The organism is Dyadobacter sp. CY347 (assembly GCF_021502655.1).
In the GTDB taxonomy this organism is placed as follows: Bacteria; Bacteroidota; Bacteroidia; order Cytophagales; family Spirosomataceae; genus Dyadobacter.
Window position 1 is genome coordinate 56698 of record NZ_JAKFFT010000001.1, and the last position, 24900, is coordinate 81597.

At 44.6% G+C, this 24900-nt stretch carries 18 protein-coding genes; 9 read left to right on the forward strand and 9 right to left on the reverse strand.

Translation table 11 applies throughout. The features are described 5' to 3' along the window. Window positions 1-11: 11 nt before the first annotated feature. A complete protein-coding gene (locus tag L0659_RS00230) occupies window positions 12-227 on the forward strand; it encodes a hypothetical protein (RefSeq protein ID WP_235123497.1) in 216 nt (71 codons plus the stop codon). Further along, window positions 227-640: a putative toxin-antitoxin system toxin component, PIN family gene (locus L0659_RS00235; protein WP_235123498.1), complete on the forward strand. Its 414-nt coding sequence runs from the start codon at window positions 227-229 to the stop codon at window positions 638-640. Before L0659_RS00230 ends, L0659_RS00235 begins: the two co-directional genes overlap by 1 nt. A gap of 5 nt (window positions 641-645) precedes the next feature. Here L0659_RS00235 and L0659_RS00240 read toward each other — a convergent pair whose 3' ends face one another. The 4 genes from L0659_RS00240 to L0659_RS00255 form a co-directional block, all read right to left on the reverse strand. Then, window positions 646-1728 (reverse strand): acyl-CoA desaturase, encoded by a 1083-nt coding sequence (locus L0659_RS00240; protein ID WP_235123499.1) that lies wholly within the window; start codon window positions 1726-1728, stop codon window positions 646-648. Between the two features lie 215 nt (window positions 1729-1943). Then, window positions 1944-3224, reverse strand: coding sequence for a methionine adenosyltransferase (gene metK, locus L0659_RS00245; RefSeq protein WP_235123500.1), 1281 nt, complete (start codon window positions 3222-3224; stop codon window positions 1944-1946). Window positions 3225-3506: 282 nt separating this feature from the next. Then, window positions 3507-4385: a lipoyl synthase gene (gene lipA, locus L0659_RS00250; RefSeq protein ID WP_235123501.1), complete on the reverse strand. Its 879-nt coding sequence runs from the start codon at window positions 4383-4385 to the stop codon at window positions 3507-3509. A 59-nt stretch (window positions 4386-4444) separates the two neighbouring features. Beyond that, window positions 4445-5215 carry a hypothetical protein gene (locus L0659_RS00255; RefSeq protein ID WP_235123503.1) on the reverse strand — a complete coding sequence of 257 codons (771 nt, stop codon included), beginning with the start codon at window positions 5213-5215 and terminating at the stop codon, window positions 4445-4447. Between the two features lie 220 nt (window positions 5216-5435). Here L0659_RS00255 and L0659_RS00260 point away from each other — a divergent pair, with 220 nt between their 5' ends. After that, a complete protein-coding gene (locus L0659_RS00260; RefSeq protein ID WP_235123504.1) occupies window positions 5436-6692 on the forward strand; it encodes a 3-deoxy-D-manno-octulosonic acid transferase in 1257 nt (418 codons plus the stop codon). Between the two features lie 43 nt (window positions 6693-6735). On the opposite strand, the gene L0659_RS00265 is transcribed toward L0659_RS00260, so the two are convergent. Beyond that, entirely contained in the window at window positions 6736-7959 is a 1224-nt protein-coding gene (locus L0659_RS00265; protein WP_235123505.1) for an ROK family transcriptional regulator, read from the reverse strand. Between the two features lie 245 nt (window positions 7960-8204). On the opposite strand from L0659_RS00265, the gene rsgA reads away from it, so the two are divergent. Together rsgA and mce are read left to right on the forward strand one after the other, a co-directional pair. After that, window positions 8205-9140: a ribosome small subunit-dependent GTPase A gene (rsgA, locus tag L0659_RS00270; protein ID WP_235123506.1), complete on the forward strand. Its 936-nt coding sequence runs from the start codon at window positions 8205-8207 to the stop codon at window positions 9138-9140. 5 nt (window positions 9141-9145) lie between these two features. Continuing rightward, window positions 9146-9550, forward strand: coding sequence for a methylmalonyl-CoA epimerase (gene mce, locus L0659_RS00275; protein ID WP_235123507.1), 405 nt, complete (start codon window positions 9146-9148; stop codon window positions 9548-9550). Window positions 9551-9559: 9 nt separating this feature from the next. Here mce and L0659_RS00280 read toward each other — a convergent pair whose 3' ends face one another. The 4 genes from L0659_RS00280 to L0659_RS00295 form a co-directional block, all read right to left on the reverse strand. Then, window positions 9560-12001 (reverse strand): BamA/TamA family outer membrane protein, encoded by a 2442-nt coding sequence (locus L0659_RS00280; protein WP_235123508.1) that lies wholly within the window; start codon window positions 11999-12001, stop codon window positions 9560-9562. Beyond that, on the reverse strand, window positions 11991-16919 hold the full coding sequence (locus L0659_RS00285; protein WP_235123509.1) for a translocation/assembly module TamB domain-containing protein: 4929 nt from the start codon (window positions 16917-16919) through the stop codon (window positions 11991-11993). Before L0659_RS00285 ends, L0659_RS00280 begins: the two co-directional genes overlap by 11 nt. Window positions 16920-17000: 81 nt before the next feature. Beyond that, window positions 17001-17714: a hypothetical protein gene (locus L0659_RS00290; RefSeq protein ID WP_235123510.1), complete on the reverse strand. Its 714-nt coding sequence runs from the start codon at window positions 17712-17714 to the stop codon at window positions 17001-17003. A gap of 283 nt (window positions 17715-17997) precedes the next feature. Beyond that, window positions 17998-20427: a TonB-dependent receptor domain-containing protein gene (locus L0659_RS00295; protein ID WP_235123512.1), complete on the reverse strand. Its 2430-nt coding sequence runs from the start codon at window positions 20425-20427 to the stop codon at window positions 17998-18000. A gap of 264 nt (window positions 20428-20691) precedes the next feature. Here L0659_RS00295 and L0659_RS00300 point away from each other — a divergent pair, with 264 nt between their 5' ends. From L0659_RS00300 to L0659_RS00315, 4 genes are read left to right on the forward strand one after another with little or no spacing between them, the layout of a single operon-like run. After that, window positions 20692-20892 carry a hypothetical protein gene (locus L0659_RS00300; RefSeq protein WP_235123513.1) on the forward strand — a complete coding sequence of 67 codons (201 nt, stop codon included), beginning with the start codon at window positions 20692-20694 and terminating at the stop codon, window positions 20890-20892. Continuing rightward, on the forward strand, window positions 20882-21211 hold the full coding sequence (locus tag L0659_RS00305) for a type II toxin-antitoxin system RelE/ParE family toxin (RefSeq protein ID WP_235123514.1): 330 nt from the start codon (window positions 20882-20884) through the stop codon (window positions 21209-21211). The genes L0659_RS00300 and L0659_RS00305 overlap by 11 nt, the downstream gene beginning before the upstream one ends. A gap of 57 nt (window positions 21212-21268) precedes the next feature. Then, entirely contained in the window at window positions 21269-22300 is a 1032-nt protein-coding gene (locus L0659_RS00310) for a quinone-dependent dihydroorotate dehydrogenase (RefSeq protein WP_235123515.1), read from the forward strand. A gap of 34 nt (window positions 22301-22334) precedes the next feature. After that, window positions 22335-24860 carry a DNA translocase FtsK gene (locus tag L0659_RS00315; protein WP_235123516.1) on the forward strand — a complete coding sequence of 842 codons (2526 nt, stop codon included), beginning with the start codon at window positions 22335-22337 and terminating at the stop codon, window positions 24858-24860. Window positions 24861-24900 lie beyond the last annotated feature (40 nt).

Here is a 24900-nt window from a genome sequence, read left to right on the forward strand (position 1 = left end):
CCGGATACACTATGCAATCAACATTGAAGATGCCATTTTCCAACGTGCAGCAAGAATTATTGCAGCTCTATGCGCATCATGTAAGCGACAACGACCTAAATAATATTAAGGAATTGTTGGGTAATTATTTTGCAAATCGCCTGTCCCAACTAGCAGATCAGGCATGGCAAAATAATAACTGGACGAACGAGGATATGGAAGATATACTCAATGATCCGGCCCAGTAATGAATATTGTTTTGGATACGAATGTGCTGCTTGTAGCGCTTCCAAGTAAATCGATATATCATCCGATTTTCGCTTCTTTACTCAAAAAGTCATTTGACCTGTTCCTAACGAACGAAATTATTTCAGAATACGAAGAGCAGCTGAGTATAAGACTTGGAAAGGATCGTACAGATCTTCATCTGATTGAGCTGCTGAATCTCCCAAATATTCATAAAATAGACTCATACTATCTTTGGCAGCTTATCGAGGCTGATAAGCATGATAATAAATTTGTTGACTGTGCGATTGCCTGCAATGCGGATTTTTTGGTCTCAAATGAAACGCATTACAACATTCTGGCAACCATAGAGTTTCCCAAATTAAAGGTGATTAAAGCGCAAGCATTTTTACAAATGCTGCCTACAATTCCTTAACTACATCAGGCCCTGCCCATGCTTTTGAGCATCCTGACGTGCGAACCGAGCGCATTGCCGAAGTTGGCTTTGGCATTGTAATCCAAGCCAAATTCCTGTGCAGTAGCCTGAACGATAGGCGATAACGCGTGGTAATGAATGTGGGAAATGGATGGAAACAAATGATGCTCGATCTGGTAATCAAGCCCGCCGATATACCAGGACAAAAAGCGGTTTCTTCCTGCAAAATTAGAGGTCGTCTGCAACTGATGCACCGCCCAGGCGGTCTCTACGCAACCCGAATCGTCCGGCTCGGGCTGGTGAACGCCTTCCACCACGTGAGCCATTTGGAAAACTGTGCTCAGGATCATTCCTGCCGTACAATGCATAGCCATAAAGCCGATAAACCATTCCCCGAAAGTGAGAGAGGTAACTGCAAGCGGAATAACGCAGATGAAAACAATGTAAGCAACTTTTGTAAAAACCAGCTTAATCAGCTCCTTCCGGGGAAAAGGCTTGGTCATGCCCGATTCTGACATTTTATTAAAAAGAGAAATTTCCTTGAAGTCTTTCCAAAGGAATGACAGAGTCATAAGGCTGTATAAAAAGAATGCGTAAATGTGCTGGAAACGGTGAATTTGCTTCTGCTTTTCCTGGAACGATAAGCGCAAAAGAAATTTCCCGGTAATATCTTCGTCTACTTCGTGAATGTTGGTGTAGGTGTGATGAAGCCTGTTGTGCTGCACTTCCCAGTTGTAGGCATTGCCTCCCAAAAGATAAATAGATGCTCCAAAAATCTTATTAAGCACATTCGAAGTGGCCAGCGAGCCATGAATAGCATCGTGCATCACAGACATCCCGACACCCGCGACTCCGAAACCCATCACAATGGTCATCAGGAACATTGGTAAGGCTGAGAAATAGCCTGTCAGGATGAGTGTATAGGGGATCAGATACAGGCTCAGCATGAAAAATGCCTTGTAAATGATCTTCGTACCGCCGGATTTGCAAATGTTATTGGAAGAAAAATACTGGTCTACCCGCTGTCGGAGTGTTGGGAAAAAAGAGCTCTTACCAGCGTTGGTAAACTTAATTTTTTGATACTGCATAGAAAGCAAGGAGTGATAAAATATCTTAACTGGACAAATAGACAGCCCCTTAGGAACGCGATTATCAGGTAAATATTAGTTAAAGGTAGGGATTAATTGGAGGAACAAATCAAAATTCTGAAAATTCGGGATTATCAAAATATTATCTAGGTATTTTGGGCAGACAAAAAATAAGGCCGGTGGTGAGCCGGCCTTAGCATTAAAAATGGATATGATTATAGAGCAAATTTCTCTTTAATCTGATCTACGAAATCAAGTTTTTCCCAAGTGAACAACTCCACTTCCACTTCTTTCTCTTCGCCATTGGCGCCTTTGAAAGATTTCTTAACCACCTCATTTTTACGGCCCATGTGCCCGTAAGCGGCTGTTTCAGAATATATTGGATTACGAAGCTTCAAACGCTGCTCAATGGCATAAGGACGAAGGTCAAAGATCTCACCGATCTTGGAAGCGATCTCGCCATCATTGCCTGATACTTTCGATGTTCCGTAAGTGTTAACATACAATCCGCAAGGCTCAGCTACACCAATGGCATAGGAAACCTGAACAAGCACTTCGTCGCAAAGTCCGGATGCAACCATGTTTTTAGCAATGTGACGCGTTGCATATGCAGCAGAACGGTCCACTTTGGAAGGATCTTTTCCTGAGAATGCCCCACCGCCGTGTGCTCCTTTTCCACCGTAAGTATCAACGATAATTTTACGTCCCGTAAGTCCAGTGTCCCCGTGCGGGCCACCGATTACAAACTTGCCGGTTGGATTGATATGGAAAGTAATGTCACCCGTGAACAGCTGTTGCAGTTCAGGAGTAAGCTTTCCCTTCACACGTGGGATTACGATGTTGATCACATCTTCTTTGATCTTCGCAAGCATAGCTGCTTCCGCGTCAAAGTCATCATGTTGGGTTGAAACAACAATTGTATCGATGCGCAAAGGCACATTGTCATCGCTATATTCGATCGTTACCTGCGATTTTGCATCCGGGCGAAGATATGGGATCAGGTCAGATTCGTTGTTTCTGATCGCCGACATTTCCTGAAGGATCTTGTGCGCAAGGTCCAATGCCAGCGGCATGTAGTTTTCGGTTTCGCGTGTTGCGTAACCAAACATCATTCCCTGGTCACCTGCGCCCTGTGCATTCGCTTTTTCTTCAAAGCTTTCGGAAGCAACAGCACGGTCAACGCCCTGGTTAATGTCTGCGCTCTGGTCGTGGATAGCAGATAAAATACCGCAGGAATTGGCTTCAAACATGTATTCACTCTTCGTATATCCGATCTTTCTGATAACCTCGCGGGTTATTTTCTGAACATCCAGATAAGTATTCGTCTTCACTTCTCCGGCCAAAACCACCTGTCCGGTTGTAACCAACGTTTCGCAGGCAACCTTACTATTAGTGTCCCAGGCTAAAAAGTTGTCAATTAAAGCATCTGATATTTGATCGGCGACCTTGTCAGGATGTCCTTCAGATACGGACTCCGAGGTGAATAAGTATGGCATAAATTGAAAATGTTAATTCAGCAAAAACGATCTAGGTAGTGTATGGATTAAAAAGCAAAATTGACCTTTTTTGAGAGACTAAACAAATTTTTTCAAATTGTTTAAAATAATAATTAATTGATCAAAACACCTCTCAACTTCTTTATTTGGCTAAAAACGCCCTTAGAAACAACCGAATTAATATTATTTGTAAATAATAATTTGAGTCTCGATTCAACCTGCAAAAATGCAAAAGCCTATTCTCATTGAGAACAGGCTTTCGGCTTGAAGAACATATAAATATTAAATCGGAACATTCACATGGCGTTCCGCGTGGTAGCTTGACCTTACCAATGGTCCTGACTCTACGTATTTAAGTCCGCGTTTCAGGCCTTCTTCTCTGTAATTATCGAACATTTCCGGAGTGATCCATTCGATCACTTCGTGGTGCATTTTGGTAGGTTGCAGATATTGTCCCAAAGTCAGGATGTCTAAACCATTCGCCGCGAGGTCGTCCATAGCTTTGTGCACTTCGTCCTGTGTTTCGCCAAGTCCTAGCATGATGCCGGATTTTGTACGCTGACCAAAAGCCTTCGTTCTTCTGATCTGTTCCAGGCTTCTTTCATATTTTGCCTGGGGGCGTACCGCTCTGTATAAACGTTCCACAGTTTCCATGTTGTGTGAAACCACTTCCTGGCCTGCCTCAATCATATGGATCAATGCATCCCAGTTGTTTTTAACATCCGGGATCAATGTTTCAATGGTCGTTTCGGGCGTATTTTCTTTAACCTGCCTTACAGTCTGATACCAGATTTCCGCGCCGCGGTCCTTTAATTCGTCGCGGTTTACAGAAGTGAGCACTGCATGCTTAACCTGCATCAACTTAATGGCTTCTGCCACGCGCCTTGGCTCGTCGGTATCGTATTCGTTGGGGCGGCCTGTTGCTACGGCGCAGAAACTGCAACTTCTCGTGCAAACATTGCCCAGGATCATAAATGTAGCTGTTCCCGCACCCCAGCATTCGCCCATATTCGGGCAGCTTCCGCTTTCGCAGATCGTATGTAATTTATAATTATCAACGAGTTGCCTCACTTTCCTGAACTCTGGTCCGGCTGGCAGCTTCACCCTCAACCAATCTGGTCTTTTCTTGCGCTCTGAGGGAATAACAGGTAATTCAATCATATTTATTGGTAATCTCTGACGGCCCGGTCGGTAAAACCAAACCATCAATTGCTAATATATTATCGTTTTTTGCTTCCAAAATAAAGGGTCAGGTAACCCGAAGTGAAGAAGCTTCTGTTTTCGGCAAATGCCATGATCTGCACTTTTCTGGTAAATGCTTCTGCTATAAAACCGATTTCCACGCCTGTCACATTTTCGCGAAAAGCGCTTAATTCAAAGCTCATTGCTGTTTTTACGTGTAATCCGGGAACAATTTTAGTTTGTCCAAAACCTTGGAAAAAGCTACCTGCTCCCACGATCCCGGTGGTTTGCGTGCTTCCGGCATGTTTTACAGGGTCAAATGGTTCGGTAACAACCCGGCCATCAGAGCTCTGAAACTGGACCATATAAGGTTTTTCCAGCCCTAATGATGGCCCAGCGGCCACAATTCCGCTGATTGAAATGCCTTCATCATCCTGGCGGCTGAACAATGTCAATTCTCGTCCGTATTCCGGCCGTAAAACAAACAAATAATTTTGTTTACCATAAACCAGACGTGCTCCCGTCACAAAGTCCTGCTGGGAAAGCTCTTTCGGATGCTTTACATTGACCAGTTCAACTGCAAGATATCTGTATTGATTTTTACCAAATAACTTGGAACCTAGCGCCGACGACTGCCTGAACACCGCACCTCCCAGAATGCCTGAGTTGGTGTTGGTAGTGACCCCAAAGGAGGTAAAAGATTTATAGCTCTCTTCACTGTCCTCTGCCTTTGCCCGCCGTTGCGCATATATATCTGTTGAAAGTGCAAACAGAATAGATACTGATAGTAAAAATTTTACACGCATCATATATTTAGATCTAGATCGCTGTAACAATTGAAGTGTCGTATGAACAGTGAAAGTACAAAATTATAGCGTAAAGCCGCCGGATAACGACACCACTTTAACGGTTTTTTGTACATTTATGTTCTTTAAACCAGAAAAGAAATAAAAAAGCCTGCCAATGATCCCGCGCTTCCGGGATTTGCAGAAATAAATTTTTCGCTAATCTTCTTTCAATCAGAGCCTTTTGTCCGAAGTTATCTACCAAAGCGCAATCAGCACCGTCGCCTCTCTGATGCGTGTTGCGGCTTTATTTAATCACAAGATCAAGCTGGGTGTTGCTGGTCGCGATGGGTTGTTGAATGAGCTCGAAAAATCATTTCAGGCACAGGTGAACGGGCGTCCGGTTGCGTGGTTTCATGCAGCTTCGCTGGGTGAATTTGAGCAGGGCAGGCCGGTTATTGAAGCATATAAAAGCCAGTTTCCGGATCATTTTATCCTGCTGACATTCTTTTCGCCATCGGGTTACGAGGTGAGAAAAAACTATAACGGTGCGGATTATATATGTTATCTGCCCTGGGACACGGCTTCCAATGCGAAGCGTTTTGTAAAAATTGTTCAGCCACGCATCGCGTTTTTTATCAAATACGAATTTTGGTTTAATTATCTCAATGAACTGAAAAAGAGCGGTTCACGCATTATTTCGTTCTCAACCATTTTCCGGCCGGATCAGATCTTCTTCAAAAAGCGTGGTGGTTTTTTCAAAAAGACGCTAGGTTACTTCGATCACATTTTTGTACAAAACCAACAATCACTCACATTACTGCAAGGCATAGGCGTGCAAAATTCCAGTTTGGCAGGTGACACCAGATTCGATCGGGTTTCGGCGATTGCTGCAAATGTTAAGGACTTGCCGGAGGTTGCAGCTTTTCGGGATAATAAGCCTTGTCTGATCGTTGGCTCTGCCTGGGAGGCTGATATGCAGGTGCTCATTCCTGTTCTGAATCACTTTAAAGGTCAACTGAAAGCCATTATTGCGCCGCATGAAATTCATAAGGAGGAGATAGAGCAATGGCTTAAAGGCTTAACAGGAAAAACGCTCTTATACTCAGAACTTGCGACGGACATTCAAAGCAAGGAATATGATTATCTGGTGATTGACAACATTGGAATGCTGTCTTCATTATATCAATACGGAGATATGGCCTACATCGGCGGGTCGTTTGGTTCGGGATTGCATAACATTCTGGAAGCGGCCACTTTTGGGATTCCAATTGCTTTTGGAAATAAAAAATATCACAAGTTCCAGGAAGCGGTTGATCTGATTGACAGAAAGGGTGCCGTTGCCGTTGCGGATAAAGACGAGTTGATAACTGTTGTAAATCAGTGGCTTACTTCGCAGGAAGTGAGAAAGAAGGCCGGAGATATCAATAAAAAATATATCGCGGCAGGCGTAGGATCAACAGAACTGATCCTGAGTGAAGTAAAAAAAATGAAAGGCTGAATCAATGTGTAATAAACATTGACGCAGCCTTTGATATCGTTATTCAGGAGAATTCTTTTGCGATCAAATGTTCAAACAAATGCGCTTGTGTTCCCAGTAACCTGGCTTTTGCGCCTAATTTTGAAATGTGGATCGACAGTGAGTTTTTAAAATCGGAAAGGCAATATTTATTGATCGCCTGCTCAATCGGGTTTGAAATAAATGGCCCTGCTTCTGCCAGTAATCCGCCTACAATAATGACTTCGGGGTTGAAAAGATGAACGGCCGTTGCGAGACCTTTGCCCAATTCAGTCCCAACCGTGCTCAGTAAGTCAATCGAAAATTCGTCGCCTGCATGCACGGCTTCAATGATGTGCGAAGTGTCGAGCAGATCGAGGTTATTATTGACGATTTGTGATAAAATAGTCGCTTTTCCGCTGTTAATGCCATCTTTTGCTCTTCTGATCAATGCAATGGCAGATGTGATCGTATCCAGACAGCCGATTTTCCCGCAGTGGCATAACAGTCCGTCGGGCTTCACCTGAATATGGCCGAGCTCGCCTGCGAAACCGGATGCACCATTGAAAACTTCACCATTAATGATGATCCCCAATCCCACGCCCCAGTCAATGTTAATGGTCAGCACCTGAGATTTTTCTCTTGCAAAACCAAACCGGTGCTCGCCGATCGTGGTTGCTTTTGTATCATTAAAAAGGCAAACCGGGAGCTTGAAATGTTTCTTCAAATGCGAAACAAGCGGAACACCGGGAGGGGTCAGATTCAGGTAAGTCAGGTTTATTCCCTGTGAGGAATTGATAAGGCCCGGCATGGAAACGCCTATGCCCCATAATTTGCTGACGTTAATATTGTTGGATTTAAGAAAATCGTCGGTGGCTTCGAAAAGTTGTTCGAGGAATGTAGAAGAATCGTCGAGGCGGATATCAACTTTTCGCTTTAAGATCAGCTGGTTGTGTAAATCGAAAATGACGAGCTGCGTATCATGGCGGTTAATGTCCATAATGAGCGTCAGGTATTTTTTGGCATTCAGTCCGTATAACACCGGCGGCCGGCCTGCCCGCGCCGGGCCAGTTCCGGTTTCGATGATCCATCCTTCCCGGATAAGCTCATTAACGATCCCGGTTGCTGAGGGAATGCTGGCATGGAATAACCGCGCCATTTTGTTGATCGAAGTGTCACCGGATTGATACAAATGAAGCAACAAGTTACTTCTAATACGGTTTTTGCGAATATCAATGACCGAATTCGGTTCTTCTACAACTAAGTCCATTATGCGGAGTGTAAAGGTATTTTTGTATAAGGATTTTTAAAATTTTTATAATTAACAGTCGCTAATGTATGCAAAAACCACTAAAAGCGGTGAAATATTAAAAAATATTATTATCGATAGGCGTGAGCAGCAAATAAAAAACCGGCTCTGTCGAAAAACTACTTAATTTTATTTGGCGATTTTCCGGGATCAGACGGTATTACGTGAAACTCAGGTTAAATTCGCTTTTTGCAAAAAAAGACGGAATGGAATTAGTTAAAGGATTGGTTTTGCGGTCAACTGGTTCATGGTATGATGTGCGGGACAGTCGCGATGGTCATATCTGGCAATGCAGGCTGAAAGGGAAGTTCAAAGCGCTTGGGTTGAAAGTTACCAACCCGATTGCCGTGGGCGATTACGTGCGGTTTGAGGCGGAAGATGAGACGCAGAATTTTGGGATCATTCACGAGATCATGCCCCGTGAAAATTATGTTGTAAGACGTTCCGTACACAAAACAGCACACGCGCATTTGATCGCCGCCAATGTGGACCAGGCTATCCTGATCGCAACGTTGGTTTTTCCGAGAACTTCTCTTGGGTTTATAGACCGGTTTTTGGTGGCTATTGAATCTTTCAGGATTCCGGGTGTGTTGATATTTAATAAGCAGGACTTGCTGAACGATGATATGAAGGAATTCCAGGCCGAGCTGATGGAGCTATATGAAAGCCTTGGATACACTTGCATGGCCACTACGGCTGTCAGCGAAGAAGGTCTTGAAGAATTTGCAGCATTGCTAGGCGGGAAGGTTTCATTGCTATCCGGTCATTCGGGCGTCGGGAAATCGACATTAGTGAATGCAATTGCGCCGAGTCTGGACATCAAAACACAGGAGGTTTCAACATTCGCCAATAAAGGTGTCCATACGACTACTTTTGCCGAAATGTTTGAGCTGGAACCCGGAACGTTCATCATTGATTCACCGGGAATTAAGGAACTCGGGCTTTCGGATATGAAGGCAGAGGAAATCAGCCACTATTTTCCGGAAATGCGTGATTTGCTGAATCAATGCCGGTTTAATAATTGCCAGCATATCAATGAGCCTGGATGTGCAGTGAAAGACGGGGTCTCGGAAGGCCGCATTGCCATCAGCCGTTATGAAAGTTATTTGAGTATGGTGGGTGGCCAGGATAACCGAAAATAGAACGGATGAAGAATGTTGAACACATTGGCATTGCAGTTAAAGCGTTGGAAGAAGCCGAAACGTTGTTTTCAAAACTTCTTAACACAAATCCCTACAAACGCGAAACGGTTGCATCCGAAGGCGTTTTGACTTCTTTTTTTCAGGTTAATCAAACCAAAATCGAGCTCCTGCAATCCATAGATCCGGATGGTGTGGTTGCCAGGTTTATCGAGAAAAAAGGAGAGGGGTTTCACCACGTTGCATTCGAAGTTGACGACATTGTTTCCGAAATGGAACGCCTAAAAAAAGAAGGTTTCACCTTATTAAGTGAAACCCCAAAACCAGGAGCAGACAACAAACTCGTTTGCTTTCTGCACCCAAAAACTACAAATGGAATGCTGATTGAGCTTTGTCAGGAAATCAAATCCTAAACGATATGCTTAAAACGGAAGCCCGACGGCAATGTTCAGGATCAGGTTTTCGCGTCTCCATGCCTTGCTTCTAAAATTAACCTCGTTGAAAACCCAAGGATTTTTGTAAGTAATCTCGCCTTCTGGTGTTTGAGAGGCAATTTCTTTGGTATACCAGGGTTTTCTGAATGGCGTAGCAATATCCAATCTGAAAATCAGGTAAGAGAAATCGAGACGTAAACCGATCCCGCCGCCCACTGCGATTTGCTTCAAAAAGTCACTGCTGATAAGCGCACTTGAATCATATCTTGCTCTTTCAGGACTACCGAATGACCAGATATTACCAGCGTCCATAAACACTGCACCATTGATGATATTAGTGAATTTCAGCCGAAGCTCAGAGTTGAACTCCATTCTTATATCTGCAAAATTCTGATAACCGATTAATGCAATTGTTGCCGTATCCGGTGTATAAGCGCCTGGTCCCAGCGCCCGTGCACGGAAAGCCCTGATTCCGGTGCTACCACCGCCAAAATACTGCTTGAATTGCGGCGTAGCCATGTTTTTCGAATTTCCATAAGGCTTAATAGCGCCTAAGAGAAGCCTGTTTGCCCACTTAATGCCGGGGGTGATGGTGCGATAATATCTGAAATCACCATCCACCTTCACATATTGGAAAACGGGAACCTTCAAGAATTCCTTAGCGTAAATCTTGGATGTGTCATCCTTCGAGTGTTTCGCAAAAAGGCTCAATAAGTTACCGCCATAATCAATCCCACCGGTTACGGCAAACTGATTTTTCCCAAATGGTTTTGGCTGAGGGCGGTAAGATATAGTGTAATTGGAACCTGCAATGAAATACTTTTGCTCAACGAGGGTCATTAATCTTTCAAAGTCAATAGGATTGGTGTTCGGATTTGTCCCAATGGCTCCCAATTTTTCAATATCTACCTTTCTGGGTTGAATGTAGTTCAGCGAAATTGGGGTCAATGTGTGTACGACTTCTGAATTCTTACTCCAAATGTAGGCCCAATCGCCACGGATAGAAGTGGTTGTATAAAGCCCTCGCTGCACCCGGTTTTCGTAATTTACAGAGAGCACCGTCTTTGGGAGTGCCTGGCTTTTTTCCGGACGGATACGAACAAACGGAATGATAAAACGCGGGAACGACAAATCTGCGCCTACACCATATCGAATGTATTCGTTGCCAATCCGGTTTGGATTAGCTTCCCTGTTTCCGCCCAGCTGCACGTCAAATCCGAAAAAGGCCTTAATAGCCAGCATTTCCGCTCCTTTGAATGTATTCCTGTTTCGCCAGGCGACATCAAGCTGCGAACCGCCGAGGTTGTTGGACTTTGTACTCGCACTTAGAGTCGTTTGTAATGCCTTCTTTTTCAGTGGTTCCAAATCGTAACGCACGTCAAGCAACGCAGAATCGGAGCGGGGGACGAGGTCGAATTGATTTTTTACAAACTTAAAATTTTGAAGGTTGACCAATCGCTGCAACGAAACATTATGCATTGTATTGGTATACATATTACCCCTGCGAAAACCGATCGCATCATAGAAGATCCGTCGCTTATATAAACGTCCCGGATCTTTGATATCCAAACCTCTTCTGGCTGGCCCTCTTGTAGCAACTGAATCGGCCAGGAGATTTTCCTCGCTTCCTGTATTTACATATATTCTGTTGATAAAATACTGCTTCAATGCAGTCTGCGCAGTTTGTGGTTTTACTTCCAGGAAGATGTTAACCTGCTGCGGCGCTAGCGTAGAATCCCTTTTTCCAATGGTGGAATCCACTTTAATGATCAGATTATCGGGGTTGAAAAAGTAATAACCCTTTCCTTTCAATTCCAGATCGATCCGGTTTCTTTCTGTCGAGATCACATCGAGACGCGGCGGCTCACCTTTTTTCAGAAGTGTTTTTTGCTTGGCAATAATCAGGTCACGATTAAAAAGTGAGCTATCTCTGACCACGTAATTAATCTCATTCATGACGTAACGCGGCATCACATAGGCATCAAACTCGTAAATGGCCGTTCTGCGTTTTTCCTTTTTACTGGGAACAAGCTTACCCGTTGCTTTCGAGCGGTAGTAGGCCTCATTATCCAAATGTGAAACCATATTGGATGCATTAATGTCAGCTACCCGCTGTGTTGCAAATTTGGGCTGCTCTCCAAGCTTGTTGCGAAACCAGCTACGCAGGCCGCCTTCGTCTTTTGGCTCTCCGATAAAATACCACCACCAAACTTTCCAGGGGAAACCAAGGAGCGTTTTATTAGGCGGCGGCTTCACGATCGCTTCCAGTTCCGATGCAAGGCCCGAGACGTTAGGCTTTGTTATGCTATCCGCCTGCACTTTCACTTTGCTGCCCACATAGAGACTTTGGCCTTCAGGAATGTACTTATTCACCGAACAGCTGCTCAGTGTCACCAAAAGAACCAATATGCCTAATACACTATTTCTCATTTTTTTGCCTTTGGAAAAATTCACGCAGCAGGTCGTAATCTGCCGTCACAATAAAACTCACCCCTGTTTCAATAATGAAACCTTCCAAAATTGATTGATATTGATTTTTACGGAATGCCCTGAATAAATAACGGCCGTCTCTTGTGATCGCGTAATCAAGCGCAATGTTGTCAAACACTTCATTCGAACTGGCTGAATTGCTTTGGCTTTCTATCTCAAAGTTTTTACCAACCGAAATTTTTAAACGATCATTCAAAAATGCCTTGCTCAAACCGAGGTTAAGGTCCGTCCGTGCGCCTGTTGTCTGATCAGCAGTTGAATTGACACCAATGTCAAGATCCACGCCTTTTACTAAATCGGAAGCAAGGTTATTCAACTGGTCGCTGAGAAGCTGGCTTACGCTTTGACGTGCAACTGCTTCGGCACTGGAACCAAGATTGAACCCAGGTGATGACTGGTCTGTGATGAATTTATTTGTAATCAAAAGTGCAAACGCCTGCTTGTTCATCTCAGACGGATTGCTCTTCATATCTTCCCAGAACCGCTGACTGGTGAGCTCATTCGTAACCTGCTTGTCAATGGTTTCATCCGGCACAATGTTGAATGTAATGTTCGGTGTGGTCAGGTTTCCTGTAATAACCACCTGCACCTGGATGGGCACTTTGCTCGCTCCCTGGAATTTAGAGGCAATCGATCCCGGATCCACTTCCACTGTATAGCCCGCGGTAATGTTCAGTTCCGCGTTCATTACGTCACCCGTCCAAAGGAGGTTACTTCCTTTCAATATCTGGAATTGTCTTTTGAGAATCTGCAAAGTCAGGTCATAGGAACCTTCGGTCACATCATAAGAACCAAGCATGAAAAGCTGGCCGTTGGGCGCGATGCCCGTATTTAGCTGTGCATTTCCTTTTAGCCGGATGTTGTCACCATTCAATTCGTCAATGACAACCTTAAATTCCGATTTGTCGTCTACATCAATATCCAGTGAAATTTGTGAAGCGAAGTCAACGGTTGTCATTTTGGCCGCTGCCGAATCTGCAATAGCCACCTGCGTAGAATCACTCATATCCACAAATTCGATGATCCCTTTCGACGCATCACCAGCTTCGGTGGCTTCATTAGGAAGAACGAAAGTAATGTTGCTCCCCGGGTCAACTTTAATGCTTCCGTCAATCACCGACTTGCTGCCTGTTCCTTTTACGCTCAGGTCGGCATCAATGTTAGCGTTTCCGTAAAACAGCTCGTTTTGTTTTTGGGTAGAATTCAGAACATTGAAATTCTTCGCGTCTACGGTCAGGTTATAACCTACATCCGGAATGTTGGCAATGTTCACATTCCCATTGATCTTCATCTGCTGGTTGGTCGAATCCGCAATAATGAAGTTATTGAAGTTGATGGTTTGGCCGTTAAACTGGATTTTCTGATTGGCCAATGAATAGCGCGATCCAATCTGCGTTGCATTGAAAGCAACATCATTAAAGTTAATGGCCCCATTCAACTTAGGACTGTCGGTAGCGCCTGTAATGGCAATGTTACCGGTTAAATTTCCAGTTGCTTTTTTCAGCTGGCCGAAACTGAATGCTTCAATGGTCTGAGCGCTGAGTTTTTTAAGGTCCAGATTGAAATCCATCGGACTTTCGGATTTCAGGTTATAGCTTCCGTCCAGGGTCATATTATTTTCCCCATTCGTCAGCGACATATCCACCCGGATCAGGTTTTCAGTTTCATTGGTCGATTTCAAGACCAGGTTACCAACCGGAATTTTGGTCACGGCCAGGCTGTCGATCGTCAATTCACCAGTGTAGACCGGCGCTTTCATGTAATCGCTCAAAAGTATTTTTCCATTCAAAATCCCGGTTGCCAATGTTGAGTCGCGTGTGGCAATGCCGATCATCGGGCCGATTGAAATATTGGAGATTGCAATGTCCAGCGGACTGTTGGGTGCTTCGCTGGTGGAGTTGATCGTTAGGGACTGATCTTTACTTTTGATTACAAAATTATTAATGTAAAGGCTGTCAGGCGCATAGGAAATGTACCCGGCGGTGTCTGTCTCCCATTTGAGATAATCCAAAAGCAACCCTTCGCGCAGATTAAGCTTATAACGATTGTCTGCAATAGCAAGATCACCCAGCACTGCATGGCGCTCCGTGTTGACAGAATCTCTTACGATGAAGTCGAATTTTACATCATTATTGACGATTTTACTCTCTAACGATGCATTCTGAATTCTGAAACTGCCTGTGTTCACCAAACCAACATTGGCGTTCAATGCTGCGTTTTCGTCTGTATTGCTAAAATCAACAGAAACCCTTTCGGTTTGAATGCTGTCATAATTTACCATTGGAATGGTCAGCCGAGCCACGATGGACGAATCCTGCTGGTTATCCAATTTTGCTTTAAACTGGATATCATTCATTTCTTTCAAAGCAGGAACAAAAGTGGTGATCAGCGGGTGATTGCTCACAGTTGCGTTAAGCGTAAAATTGACCGGCTTTGTAACGGGCTTGTAAGTAAGGTTAGGCGCTTTGAAATGCTTGCCTACTTCGGTGAGCAATGCATCTGCAATTTCTGTATAAACAAAATCACCTTTCATTTCTGCTTTCAGAAAAGGTGATTTGATCGTTGCCTGACGCTGCCCGCTGGAATCGGTCAGCTGCACATTCACTGAATCAATGGTGATTGGCCTGCGGTGATGTGTGAATGTAAAGTCATTGATATCAATGGTTCCCAAAGGATTTTCGGGATTTGTGGAAGGCATATCCACTTTAATGTCGCCTTTGATCTGTAATGAATCCGCATACAGATTCAATGCGGTTAGATCCAGTTTTTCAATTGAAACATCAGCCTTTACGGAAGGATATTCTTTGGAAAGATCAGCTTGCGCGGTTAAGTCCACATCGATGTTCTGATCGTTCATCGTCGCCGCAATGTTCGCAAGACCATTGTCGACATCCCCTTTTAATGTAAGATTATTATACACATAACCTCTGATATCAGCACTGGCAACGGTTCCGTCCAGTCGTGCTTTCATGGTTTTTGGTGCATAGCCTACGCCTTCCAGGTCCGTACGGAGTGTGAGCTTGCCCATTTGCTCGGGCGGCTGCTTCATAAGTTTGCCCAAATCAAAATCATTGAAAGCCAGGGTTCCATTGTATTGCGCCCTGATACTGTCTGTGATGTTTTTCAGGTTACCTGAGAATGTTCCTATTCCAAAAGAAGTGTTGATGGTGGTTGTCATCGTAATATCCTCCATCGATCCTTTCACTTTCCCGGTGATCTTAATGTCTTCCGGAAGTTCGATGCTGGCAGGAACTGCGCTGTCCGGCAGCATTTTCATCAAGTCGCTTTTGGTAGAAGAAAGCTCATTGATGGTCATATCCATAGCAAGCTTGTTAGCATCCGGCAAACCCTGAATGCGTCCGTCAAGGGCGAGGACAGTTCCATCCAGCATGCTGAACCGTGCTTTTGATATCAGCATATCATCCACAGAGCCAGTCACGAGACCAGATCCTTTCAACATTCCGTTTGGCTCTTTGTTGAACGGTGGTGTTTTGGCAAGATCAGGCACAAGCAGCAAAATATCTGCGAATGCAACGCGGCTGTCGGTAAGCCTGAGTTTGATTTTTACGTTGGCAATGTCCTTCGCCAGTTCGTCAAGGTTCTTATACCGAAGGCTCAACTCGTCCCTGAGCAGTGTGTTAGGCGTTTTTACATACAAATTGCGCAGGTATGTTTCCTGCGCACCATATTTAAAATTCGTCCGGAATTCCTGCAACTTGAAGCCGCTTTTTTCCTGGAATGAGCCTGATTTAAGCGAACCGGCAATGTTCTCGGGAGAGAAAATGAAATTTTGTAAATCTATATTAAGATCTTTTACATCCAAATGCGCAAAATCCAACCCTTTGGGTTGTGCCGGTGTGTTGAAGTCGTCATAGCGTAAATCGTTGTTAACGAGCTTGATGTCGCCTACTTTCACGTTCCAGCCTGGCGTTGCAGGTTCGCCCGTGGTAGTATCTTTTTTCGCTTCTGGTTTTGCCTTTTTAGCAAACTCAGCATAAAGCGACATTTTTTCAAGATTAAGATTGCGAACATCCACATATTGGCTTCCCATATAAATGTTGTTCACATGCCCTTCCAGCTTGCCCACGCTGACGCCGTTTTTCAATCCGGCGATTTCATCTTCAAAAAGCCATTTAAATTCCCTGATATCAATGTCTCCGACCTTAATATCCAGCGAATCCGCCGGATCCGGGACGGTTTCGGGCGTCGTATCCGTTTTAAGCGGCTTGTACATTCTCAGCTTCACCTCGCTGCCGAGTAAGGCAAGTTTGGCAGGGTGATATTGGGAAAGGGTAGGATTGAATTTGTCAAAACGGACATGAGCCGAATCAATGTTGGCTAACGCATCTGTTCCTGTAACGGCATCGCGATACGATAAGCGTACATTTTTCAGCGAGATCTGGTCAAGGCGCATTTCCATCGGGGAGGACGTTGTGTCCACCGTGGCAGTAGTGTCTGCGCCTGCAAATGCATCAACAATAAATTGGAAATTGAAAACGGTGTCAGGTAAAACCCTGGTAATGTTGGCATTAATGCCTTCAAGCTCAACTTTGTTGATCCCGACATTGCCCTTAATCAGGCTGTACATGTCGAGATCAACATAAAGTCTTTTGCCGGCAACTAATGTGTCGCCCTGTTCGTCTTCGAAGTAAACGCCCTCTAACAGAATCCAGTCCGGGACGTCGAAACGCACTTTTTCAATATTAACCTTTGTTTTGAGCTTCTTCCGGAGATATGAATTGGCCTGATTTGTTAAGAAGTTTTGTCCAAAAGGTGTTTGAATACCCCAAATCAAAACACCAACCAGGATCAATATCGCCAGAATTACAATTGCAAATACTTTTAGTGCTTTCTTCATCCTCTTCTATTATGCCCGGCCCACATTGGGCGCAGGTGAGCTAAGTAACGGTGTGCTATAAAATTCAAGCCAGCACCCTGGTTATCGTCTAAATAATTCCGGGCTAACCTGGGCATTAATGGTGGCGGAAGAAACAACTGTCACCGGTTTTTTATCTAAACTATTGATTTCGACCAGCTTTGCAGGATAGGAAATGCCATAAGCCGATTTTGTGTAATTAGATAAGTCCGTGGTCGTTTCCACCCCTGCCAGGTTTTTCCGTACACGTTGCAAAAGGCCCGTTCTGGAATCAAAATATAGATTATATTTCACACCTTTTCCTTGCAGTTCCACTTGTGTAACCGGAATGCTGTTCAATGTTTCAATGCCCACGGTTGTGGCAATAAGGCCTCTGTTTTTGTAGTCAACAAATGGTACAAGCAGCTCGTACATTTCCAGGCGCATGTTCTGCTGCTCAGCCTGGCTCAAGTCCTTTACATCCGTTCTCTGCCCGATCGGCACTTTGATCCAGCCTTCATTTCCCTTCACCGTATACACAAAGCTGCGCTTCATAATGGTTTTCGACTTGGTAATGGACTGATCCGGAATGGAAACCGTCACATTTGCATCATAAGGTGCCGCGGAGGGTGCAGTGTAGCTTCTTTTTAAATTCAATGTCTTTACACCGTCCCATAATGATTTACCTCCGGTGGCTTTATAAAATTTGGAAAAAACAGAATCGGCGGGCACCTGCTGTCCAAATGAAAGGACGGAAATCAGCAGCAGTGCAGATAGCATGTTCAATGATTTTTTCATGTCAGTGTTTGTTTTGTATGAATAACGGGTCACAAGTCTTACTTGGGAAAAACGATATGCTTTTCGTAATGTTAGATCAAGTAATCCGTCCGGGGTTTAATTAAAGGAATTTATTTCACTACTGCACTGGCCTATTTGCAAAAACCATTCCATCAATAACAAATACAACACAATCCGGCCATTTGTTGATGGAATAGCCGTTTTCGTACAATAGTCCAGGCATAAAATGCAAAAGGGAAGAGTGAGCCACCCTTCCCTTTTGCATTTATAATGTGAATATTAATCAGGCATCATCGCCTCCGTTCGAGGAAATTTTGCCAAACCTGTATTGGAAAGTCAGGTTGACGAGGCGGTTTGTCTGCTGCCAGAGTGAGTTTTGCGCGTATGTCGCCGTATTAAGCTGGCTTTTGTAAGCTCTTGACAAAAATATGTCCTGCACGTTAAATGAAATTGTTGCCTTTTTTTCCAATAGCTCCTTACGAATACCCATATTGGCGACAAACACACCTTCACGCGTTCCCTGCGCAATGGCTCTTGGTCCTTCATAATTAATGTATGCCGATGCCCGGAAGTCTGCCGGAAGCGTTACAAAAGCATTCAAGTTACCCGAGTAACTCCAAGTTCTGTTGTCAATTTGTGCAACCTGGGAAACCACTTCGCTTCTGTAAATCCGGCCGCTGCCATTGATTTTCAAAACTTCGAAAATGGTTTGGGAAAAATCAGTTTCCAATCCATAGGAAAGCTCTCGGCCTACATTGGCAAATTGCGTGAGTGAAATGCCGGTTTCATCAATCGTCCGGATGCGGGTAATGGCATTATTGGAATAATCCATAAACAACGAAGGTCCCCAGCCGCCCGAAGCCTCGTAATTGGAATAACCCATCTCGGCCTTATGCGTAAACTCAGGTTTCAGTGCCGGATTTCCCGATTGAATGTTTCTTGGATCCGATACGTCTGTATAAGGATTAAGCCAATCCGCCTCCGGCCGCTGCACGCGACGGCTGTAATTAAGCTTCAATTGTGCTGATTCGCCCAGTTTCCTCGTCAATGCCAGGCTAGGCACGAGCGTAAGAAAATGCACACTGAATGCACGGTTAATGCTGATCTGATTAATGTCCTGGTTGTAATCTGTTACACGAAGGCCTGCGCGCATGCCCCAGAGATCTGTTTTTTGGGAGAATGTCATGAAACCCGTGTAAGTCGCGTCTTTGTAGCCAAACACATTGCTGATATTCGGATCAAAAACAAAGCTTCCCGTTTCCTTCGACATATTATAAAACGAATTGGTGTTGTCGTTAGCGCTCATACGCGACCGCAAACCCACTTCCAATGTCGCCTTTTTGGTGATCGGCCAGGTGTAATCCGAGTTCAGGAACAAGGAATGACGTTTATTATCGCGCAAGTTCTGCTGGTTACGCATCAAGCTGTCGATCTCGCTTTCCTGATTGTAATAAGATTCCCCATCCGACTCACCCAGCGAATAACTGGATGTGAACGTAAGCTGGTGATCTTTCTCATCGAATTTCTTGCGGTAATCAAAGCTGAAATTCAAATTTTCACCGTTTCCTTTGCTGTTGTTCAGGCGATTAAATATTTCGGGCGCATTGCCGGAAGAGAAAGTGGTTTCGTTTAAAAGGTTGCTATTGTTACGGCTCTGGTCGCGGGAATAATTCACGCCCAGCTCCATCGAATTTTTATCATTAAAATCGTAGTTCACCCCGATCCGGCCAAATGCGTTTTTGCCCTTGTTACCACCCGTTCCGGTTTGTTCCAGATGTGAAGTGTTGTCAGAAATAAAGTTATCGCGGCTCAGGTTTCTTTTCCAGGTCATATTCCTGGTTTGTCCGCTTAATGAAGCATTCACGCCCAGTTTTCCCATGCGATAGCTCAGGTTCCCGGATGCATTGTTGTTGTTTTTATTGCCAAGACTTGCGCGTAAGCCGCCGTTTGTACCGCGTATTTTGGTCTTTTTTGTGATAATGTCAATAACGCCCGATGCACCTTCGCCTTCATATTTGGCGGATGGCGTTGTCATCACGTCAATGCGTTCGATGAGGTTTGCGGGGAAAGATTGCAGAATGGTAGGAAGGTCGCTGCCGTACAAGTTCGAAGGTTTACCATCGATCAGCACCACCACATTCCCTTTGCCCCGAACCTGCGGATTTCCGTTTTCATCCAGCGAAACGGCAGGCACTTTTTCCAGCAGGTCGCTTACATTATTGCTCGTAGCAAGCATATCCTTGCCAATGTTGACCATTTTCTTGTCAATATCATCCACGATCATGCTTTTCTCACCTTTCACGATCACTTCATTCAGTTTCTGAGCTTCCGGCAGGATGGTAATGTTCCCCAGATCGAGCAGGTTGGCTTCTGCCGAAACATTGATATTGGAAACAAATAAGGTTTGGTAACCCATGTTTGTTACCCGCAGCACATATTTGCCGGGAGTGATATTCGCAATGGTGAACACGCCGTTTTCATCCGCAACGCTGCCGCTGGCCAGCGAAGAATCCTTGGACGCAAGCAAAGCAATAGTAGCAAAACTGACGCCGGCATTGCTGGGAGACTCAACGATTTTTCCCACCAGTTTCCCACCGTCTACGTACCCGTTTTTCAGGCCGGAAATAGGATTCGCGGTTACATTGATTGAAGCAGAAAGGGAGAGATTAATTAATAATAGAGCAAGGAAATGAAGAAACGAAGTTCTTTTCACGGGTATAGGTTTTAGATTTTTATTAGGAGTTTAGTTATTTAAATGATCAAAGGGGCGTGTGTTTTGGATAAAACCGGGCTCACGAAAAGTCAACCGCTCCATCCAGGCAGGAACATTTGTAACGCCCGCTGTATCTGATTAATTACATAAAACTATAAAAAAATTGAGAATAGTAACCGTTCAATGTTAAGGATATCGCTATTGCTTATTTGTTATAGAATTTAATGTTTCGATCTTTACTTAATCAATAGCACCATCAGCACTATGAACGTACAATTTGTGTCAAACTCAAAAGGTAAGATCACCGCTGTCCAGTTACCACTTAAAGACTGGCAAGAGGTTGAACGAAAGCTTGAAGCTTTTGAAATAGCCGCCAGCATTAGAACTGGATTTGAAGAAATGAAGCAAATCGAAAATGGTAAGTTGAAAGCCACAACATTAGATGATTTTTTAAATGGCCTATGAAATCATTGCAACCCCCCATTTTCAAAAGGAATTCAAAAAACTGCTAAAAAAATATCCTTCGATACAGTCTGACATCGCTGCATTATCAGAAACGCTTCTTAGCAATCCAACAGCAGGCAACGAAGTTTTCAAAAATTGTTATAAGCTGCGTTTCGCCATCAAAAGCAAAGGAAAGGGGAAGAGCGGGGGAGGGAGACTGATTACTTACGTTACAGTTACCAATCAGCGCATTTACTTATTGACAATATTCGACAAATCTGAAAAAGAAAATTTAACGGATGCTTACCTGAAACAATTGTTAAAAGAATTGCTGTCGTGATAAATAAAAATCCTGCAACCGACTGAGGCTTCTTCTGAAAGATCATATTTTTGCAGGATGTATAAAATTCTCATTTCCCCTATACTTTTCCTGTTTGATGCTGAACGCATCCATTATTTTGTCTGCGAACTGTTGCGGTTTGCTTTTAAAATCCCCTTTGGTCCCCAAATGTTAAGATCCCTTTACACTTATGATCACCCTGATCTTGTCCAGGAAGTGGCTGGATTGAGATTTCGTAACCCTGTGGGACTGGCGGCGGGTTTTGACAAAAATGCGGAAATGGTCGACGAGCTGGATGCATTAGGGTTTGGTTTTATTGAAATTGGGACGGTTACGCCGCGTCCGCAACCGGGAAATGAGAAACCAAGATTATTCAGGCTGAAAAAAGATAAAGCGCTCATCAACAGGATGGGTTTCAACAATAAAGGCGCTGCCGTTGCCGCCGCCAAACTGGCAAACCGCAAATCGAAGATACTGGTAGGAGGTAACATTGGAAAAAACAAAGACACTCCCAATGAACAGGCGCTGGACGATTATCTGATCTGTTTCAGGCAGTTATTTGATGTTGTAGACTATTTCGTGGTCAATGTAAGCTCGCCTAATACGCCCGGACTTCGCGATTTGCAGGAGAAAGCACCGCTTACTGCGCTGCTCCGCGAACTCCAAAAAAAGAATACCGAAAAATTTAATCCAAAACCCATATTTTTAAAGATCGCCCCGGACCTGACGCTAAGCCAGCTGGACGATATTATTGACATTGTAAAAGAAACCGGCATCGCGGGCGTTATCGCTACCAACACCACAGTCAGCCGCGCAGACCTGCGCACAAGCCAGGCGGAAATCAAAAGTGCCGGGGCCGGCGGGTTAAGCGGGGCGCCACTTGCACACCGCGCGACGGAAGTAATTCGTTACATTTGTGATAAGTCGAATCATGCATTTCCGGTTATTGGGGTAGGGGGGATCGGCTCGGCGCAGGACGCCATCGATAAGAAAAATGCAGGAGCGAGCCTGTTACAGCTATATACAGGCTTTATTTATGAAGGGCCCGGTTTGGTCAAAAGCATTTGCAAATCGCTGGTCAGAAGATAAGAGTTGATACACGCATCCCAAGAATTGAAGATAAATGTCAGTAAATAAGCTAAGGGGAAATACTCAGCGCCCGAAAACAACAGAAGAAACATCCAGTCCCGGCTTTCGCATATCATTAGATTGGGACCATATTTTTTCCAATCCAAAGAACATTTTGGCCTGGGGTACTTTTTTTATTGTGCTGGGGCTGATTATGGAAATTTCTTTCCTGTCCTACATCATCACCGGCCTTTCGGACCAGAGCGTGATTGATGGCCTCGGCCAGGAATCCATTCGCGACGCAGGCCGTCAGACGCGCAACTTTTTTGGCGTACTGGGTGCGGTCGTCTCTCATTTTTTTGTGTACAGATGGTTTGGCGTAGGAGCGCTTTTGCTTCCGCTTGTGCCTTTCATTGCAGGCTGGAAAATGGCTTTCGGCAAAGAACTCCTGTCGTTGACCAGGACTACCAAGGAAGTGATTTTCTTTACATTATGGCTGAGTGTCATGATGGGCTATGTAGTGTTGATGAGCGACAAGGAAAACACATTGAGCTTTGTCTCAGGCGGCATTGGTTATACAGTGAATGTTGCCCTTTTTGACTGGCTGAAATGGGGAAGCGTGATCCCGATCATCTTCGCATTATTCGTTTTTGCAGTTTTCTTCTACGATGCAAAATCGGCCTATGAAGCTTGGCAGCTGAAAAACGCCAGACCGGACATTATTCCGGAGCCGAAAGAACAAGCGGTGCCGGGAGCGGAAGAGAAAGTGGTTGCGGAAGAAAGAAGCTTTACATCGGTAGTGAATGATACTTATGACGATGAAGACGTTGTCGCAGAAGAAAAAGAGCCTGTAAAAGAAACAGTTGAGCTGGAAACGGTCGCAAAAACGGAGGTGATCCCGGATTTTGTCCCGGTGATAAAGCCGGTAGCGCCTGCACCTGTGGCTCCTGTAAGCCCGCATAAACTTGAACTGGAAGTAGAGGATACGACTTTTGTTTCTGATGTTCAGGTGGAGGAAGAGTTTGAAGATGAAGATATTAATGCTACGGTTCTGCGGGAATTTGGTCAGTATGACCCTATGCTTGATCTGCCTACTTATCAGTTTCCAAGCATCGGCTTGCTGAATGATGCGGTGGATAACCAGCATGAAAAAGTAAGTCAGGAAGAGCTGGAAAGTAATAAAACGAGGATTGTTGATACGCTCGGAAGCTATGGGATCAACATTTCGAAGATCAAAGCCACGATCGGGCCGACAGTTACATTGTACGAGATTATCCCGGAAGCCGGCGTCAGGATCTCGAAGATCAAAAACCTGGAAGGTGACATTGCACTGAGCCTTGCAGCACTTGGGATCAGGATCATTGCACCGATGCCCGGGCGCGGAACAATTGGAATAGAAGTGCCAAATAAAAACCGCGAAACGGTTTTTATCCGCTCTGTTTTGTCCAGCGAGAAATTCATGAAGGCCAATTACGATTTGCCGATCGTGCTGGGAAAAACAATTTCAAACGACATCCATATTGTCGATCTGGCAAAAATGCCCCACTTACTCATGGCCGGAGCAACCGGGCAGGGAAAGTCTGTGGGATTGAATGTGATCCTTGCTTCGCTGATCTATAAAAAGCATCCTGCCGAGCTGAAATTTGTGCTTGTGGATCCAAAAAAGGTTGAATTAACATTGTTCAACAAACTGGAAAGACACTTCCTGGCGAAACTGCCCAATGCCGAAGAGGCCATCATTACCGATACCAAAAAGGTTATTTTTACACTTAATTCATTGTGTATAGAAATGGATTCGCGTTACGACTTGCTCAAAGAAGCATCGGTTCGTAACCTAAAAGAATACAATGCAAAATTTGCCCAAAGACGTTTAAATCCTGAAAAAGGCCACCGCTTCCTTCCATACATTGTCCTGGTCATTGATGAGCTTGCCGACTTAATGATGACGGCTGGTAAAGAAGTGGAAACGCCGATTGCGCGACTTGCTCAGCTTGCACGCGCAGTGGGAATTCACCTGGTTGTTGCCACGCAACGTCCTTCTGTTAAGGTTATTACAGGTCTTATCAAGGCCAACTTCCCCGCACGTCTATCATTCCGCGTAACTTCCAGCATCGACTCCCGCACCATTCTCGATATGGGCGGTGCCGAACAGCTTGTAGGACAAGGTGATATGCTTCTGGCGATCAACTCGGAAGTGATCCGTTTGCAATGTCCGTTCATTGATACGAGGGAAATTGAAGATGTCTGCGAGTTTATTGGCGCGCAGCGGGGTTATGACGACGCATATGCACTGCCGGAATATGAAGGCGAAGATGCAGCTGAGGGCAAAGCAGACCTTAATCCGGACGATTTTGACGGATTACTGCCGGATGCCGCCAGGCTCATTGTGACCCACCAGCAGGGAAGCACATCATTGATCCAGCGGAAAATGAAGCTCGGCTACAACCGTGCAGGCAGGATCATGGATCAGCTTGAATTGCTTGGTGTGGTCGGTCCGTTCACCGGGAGCAAAGCCCGAGACGTAATGTTTCATGATCTGAGCGGCCTGGAAGAACATCTTCGTTTGAGAGGCTTACTTTAATCCATTAAACCATCCCGTTTACAATTGGTCTAAAATTTGT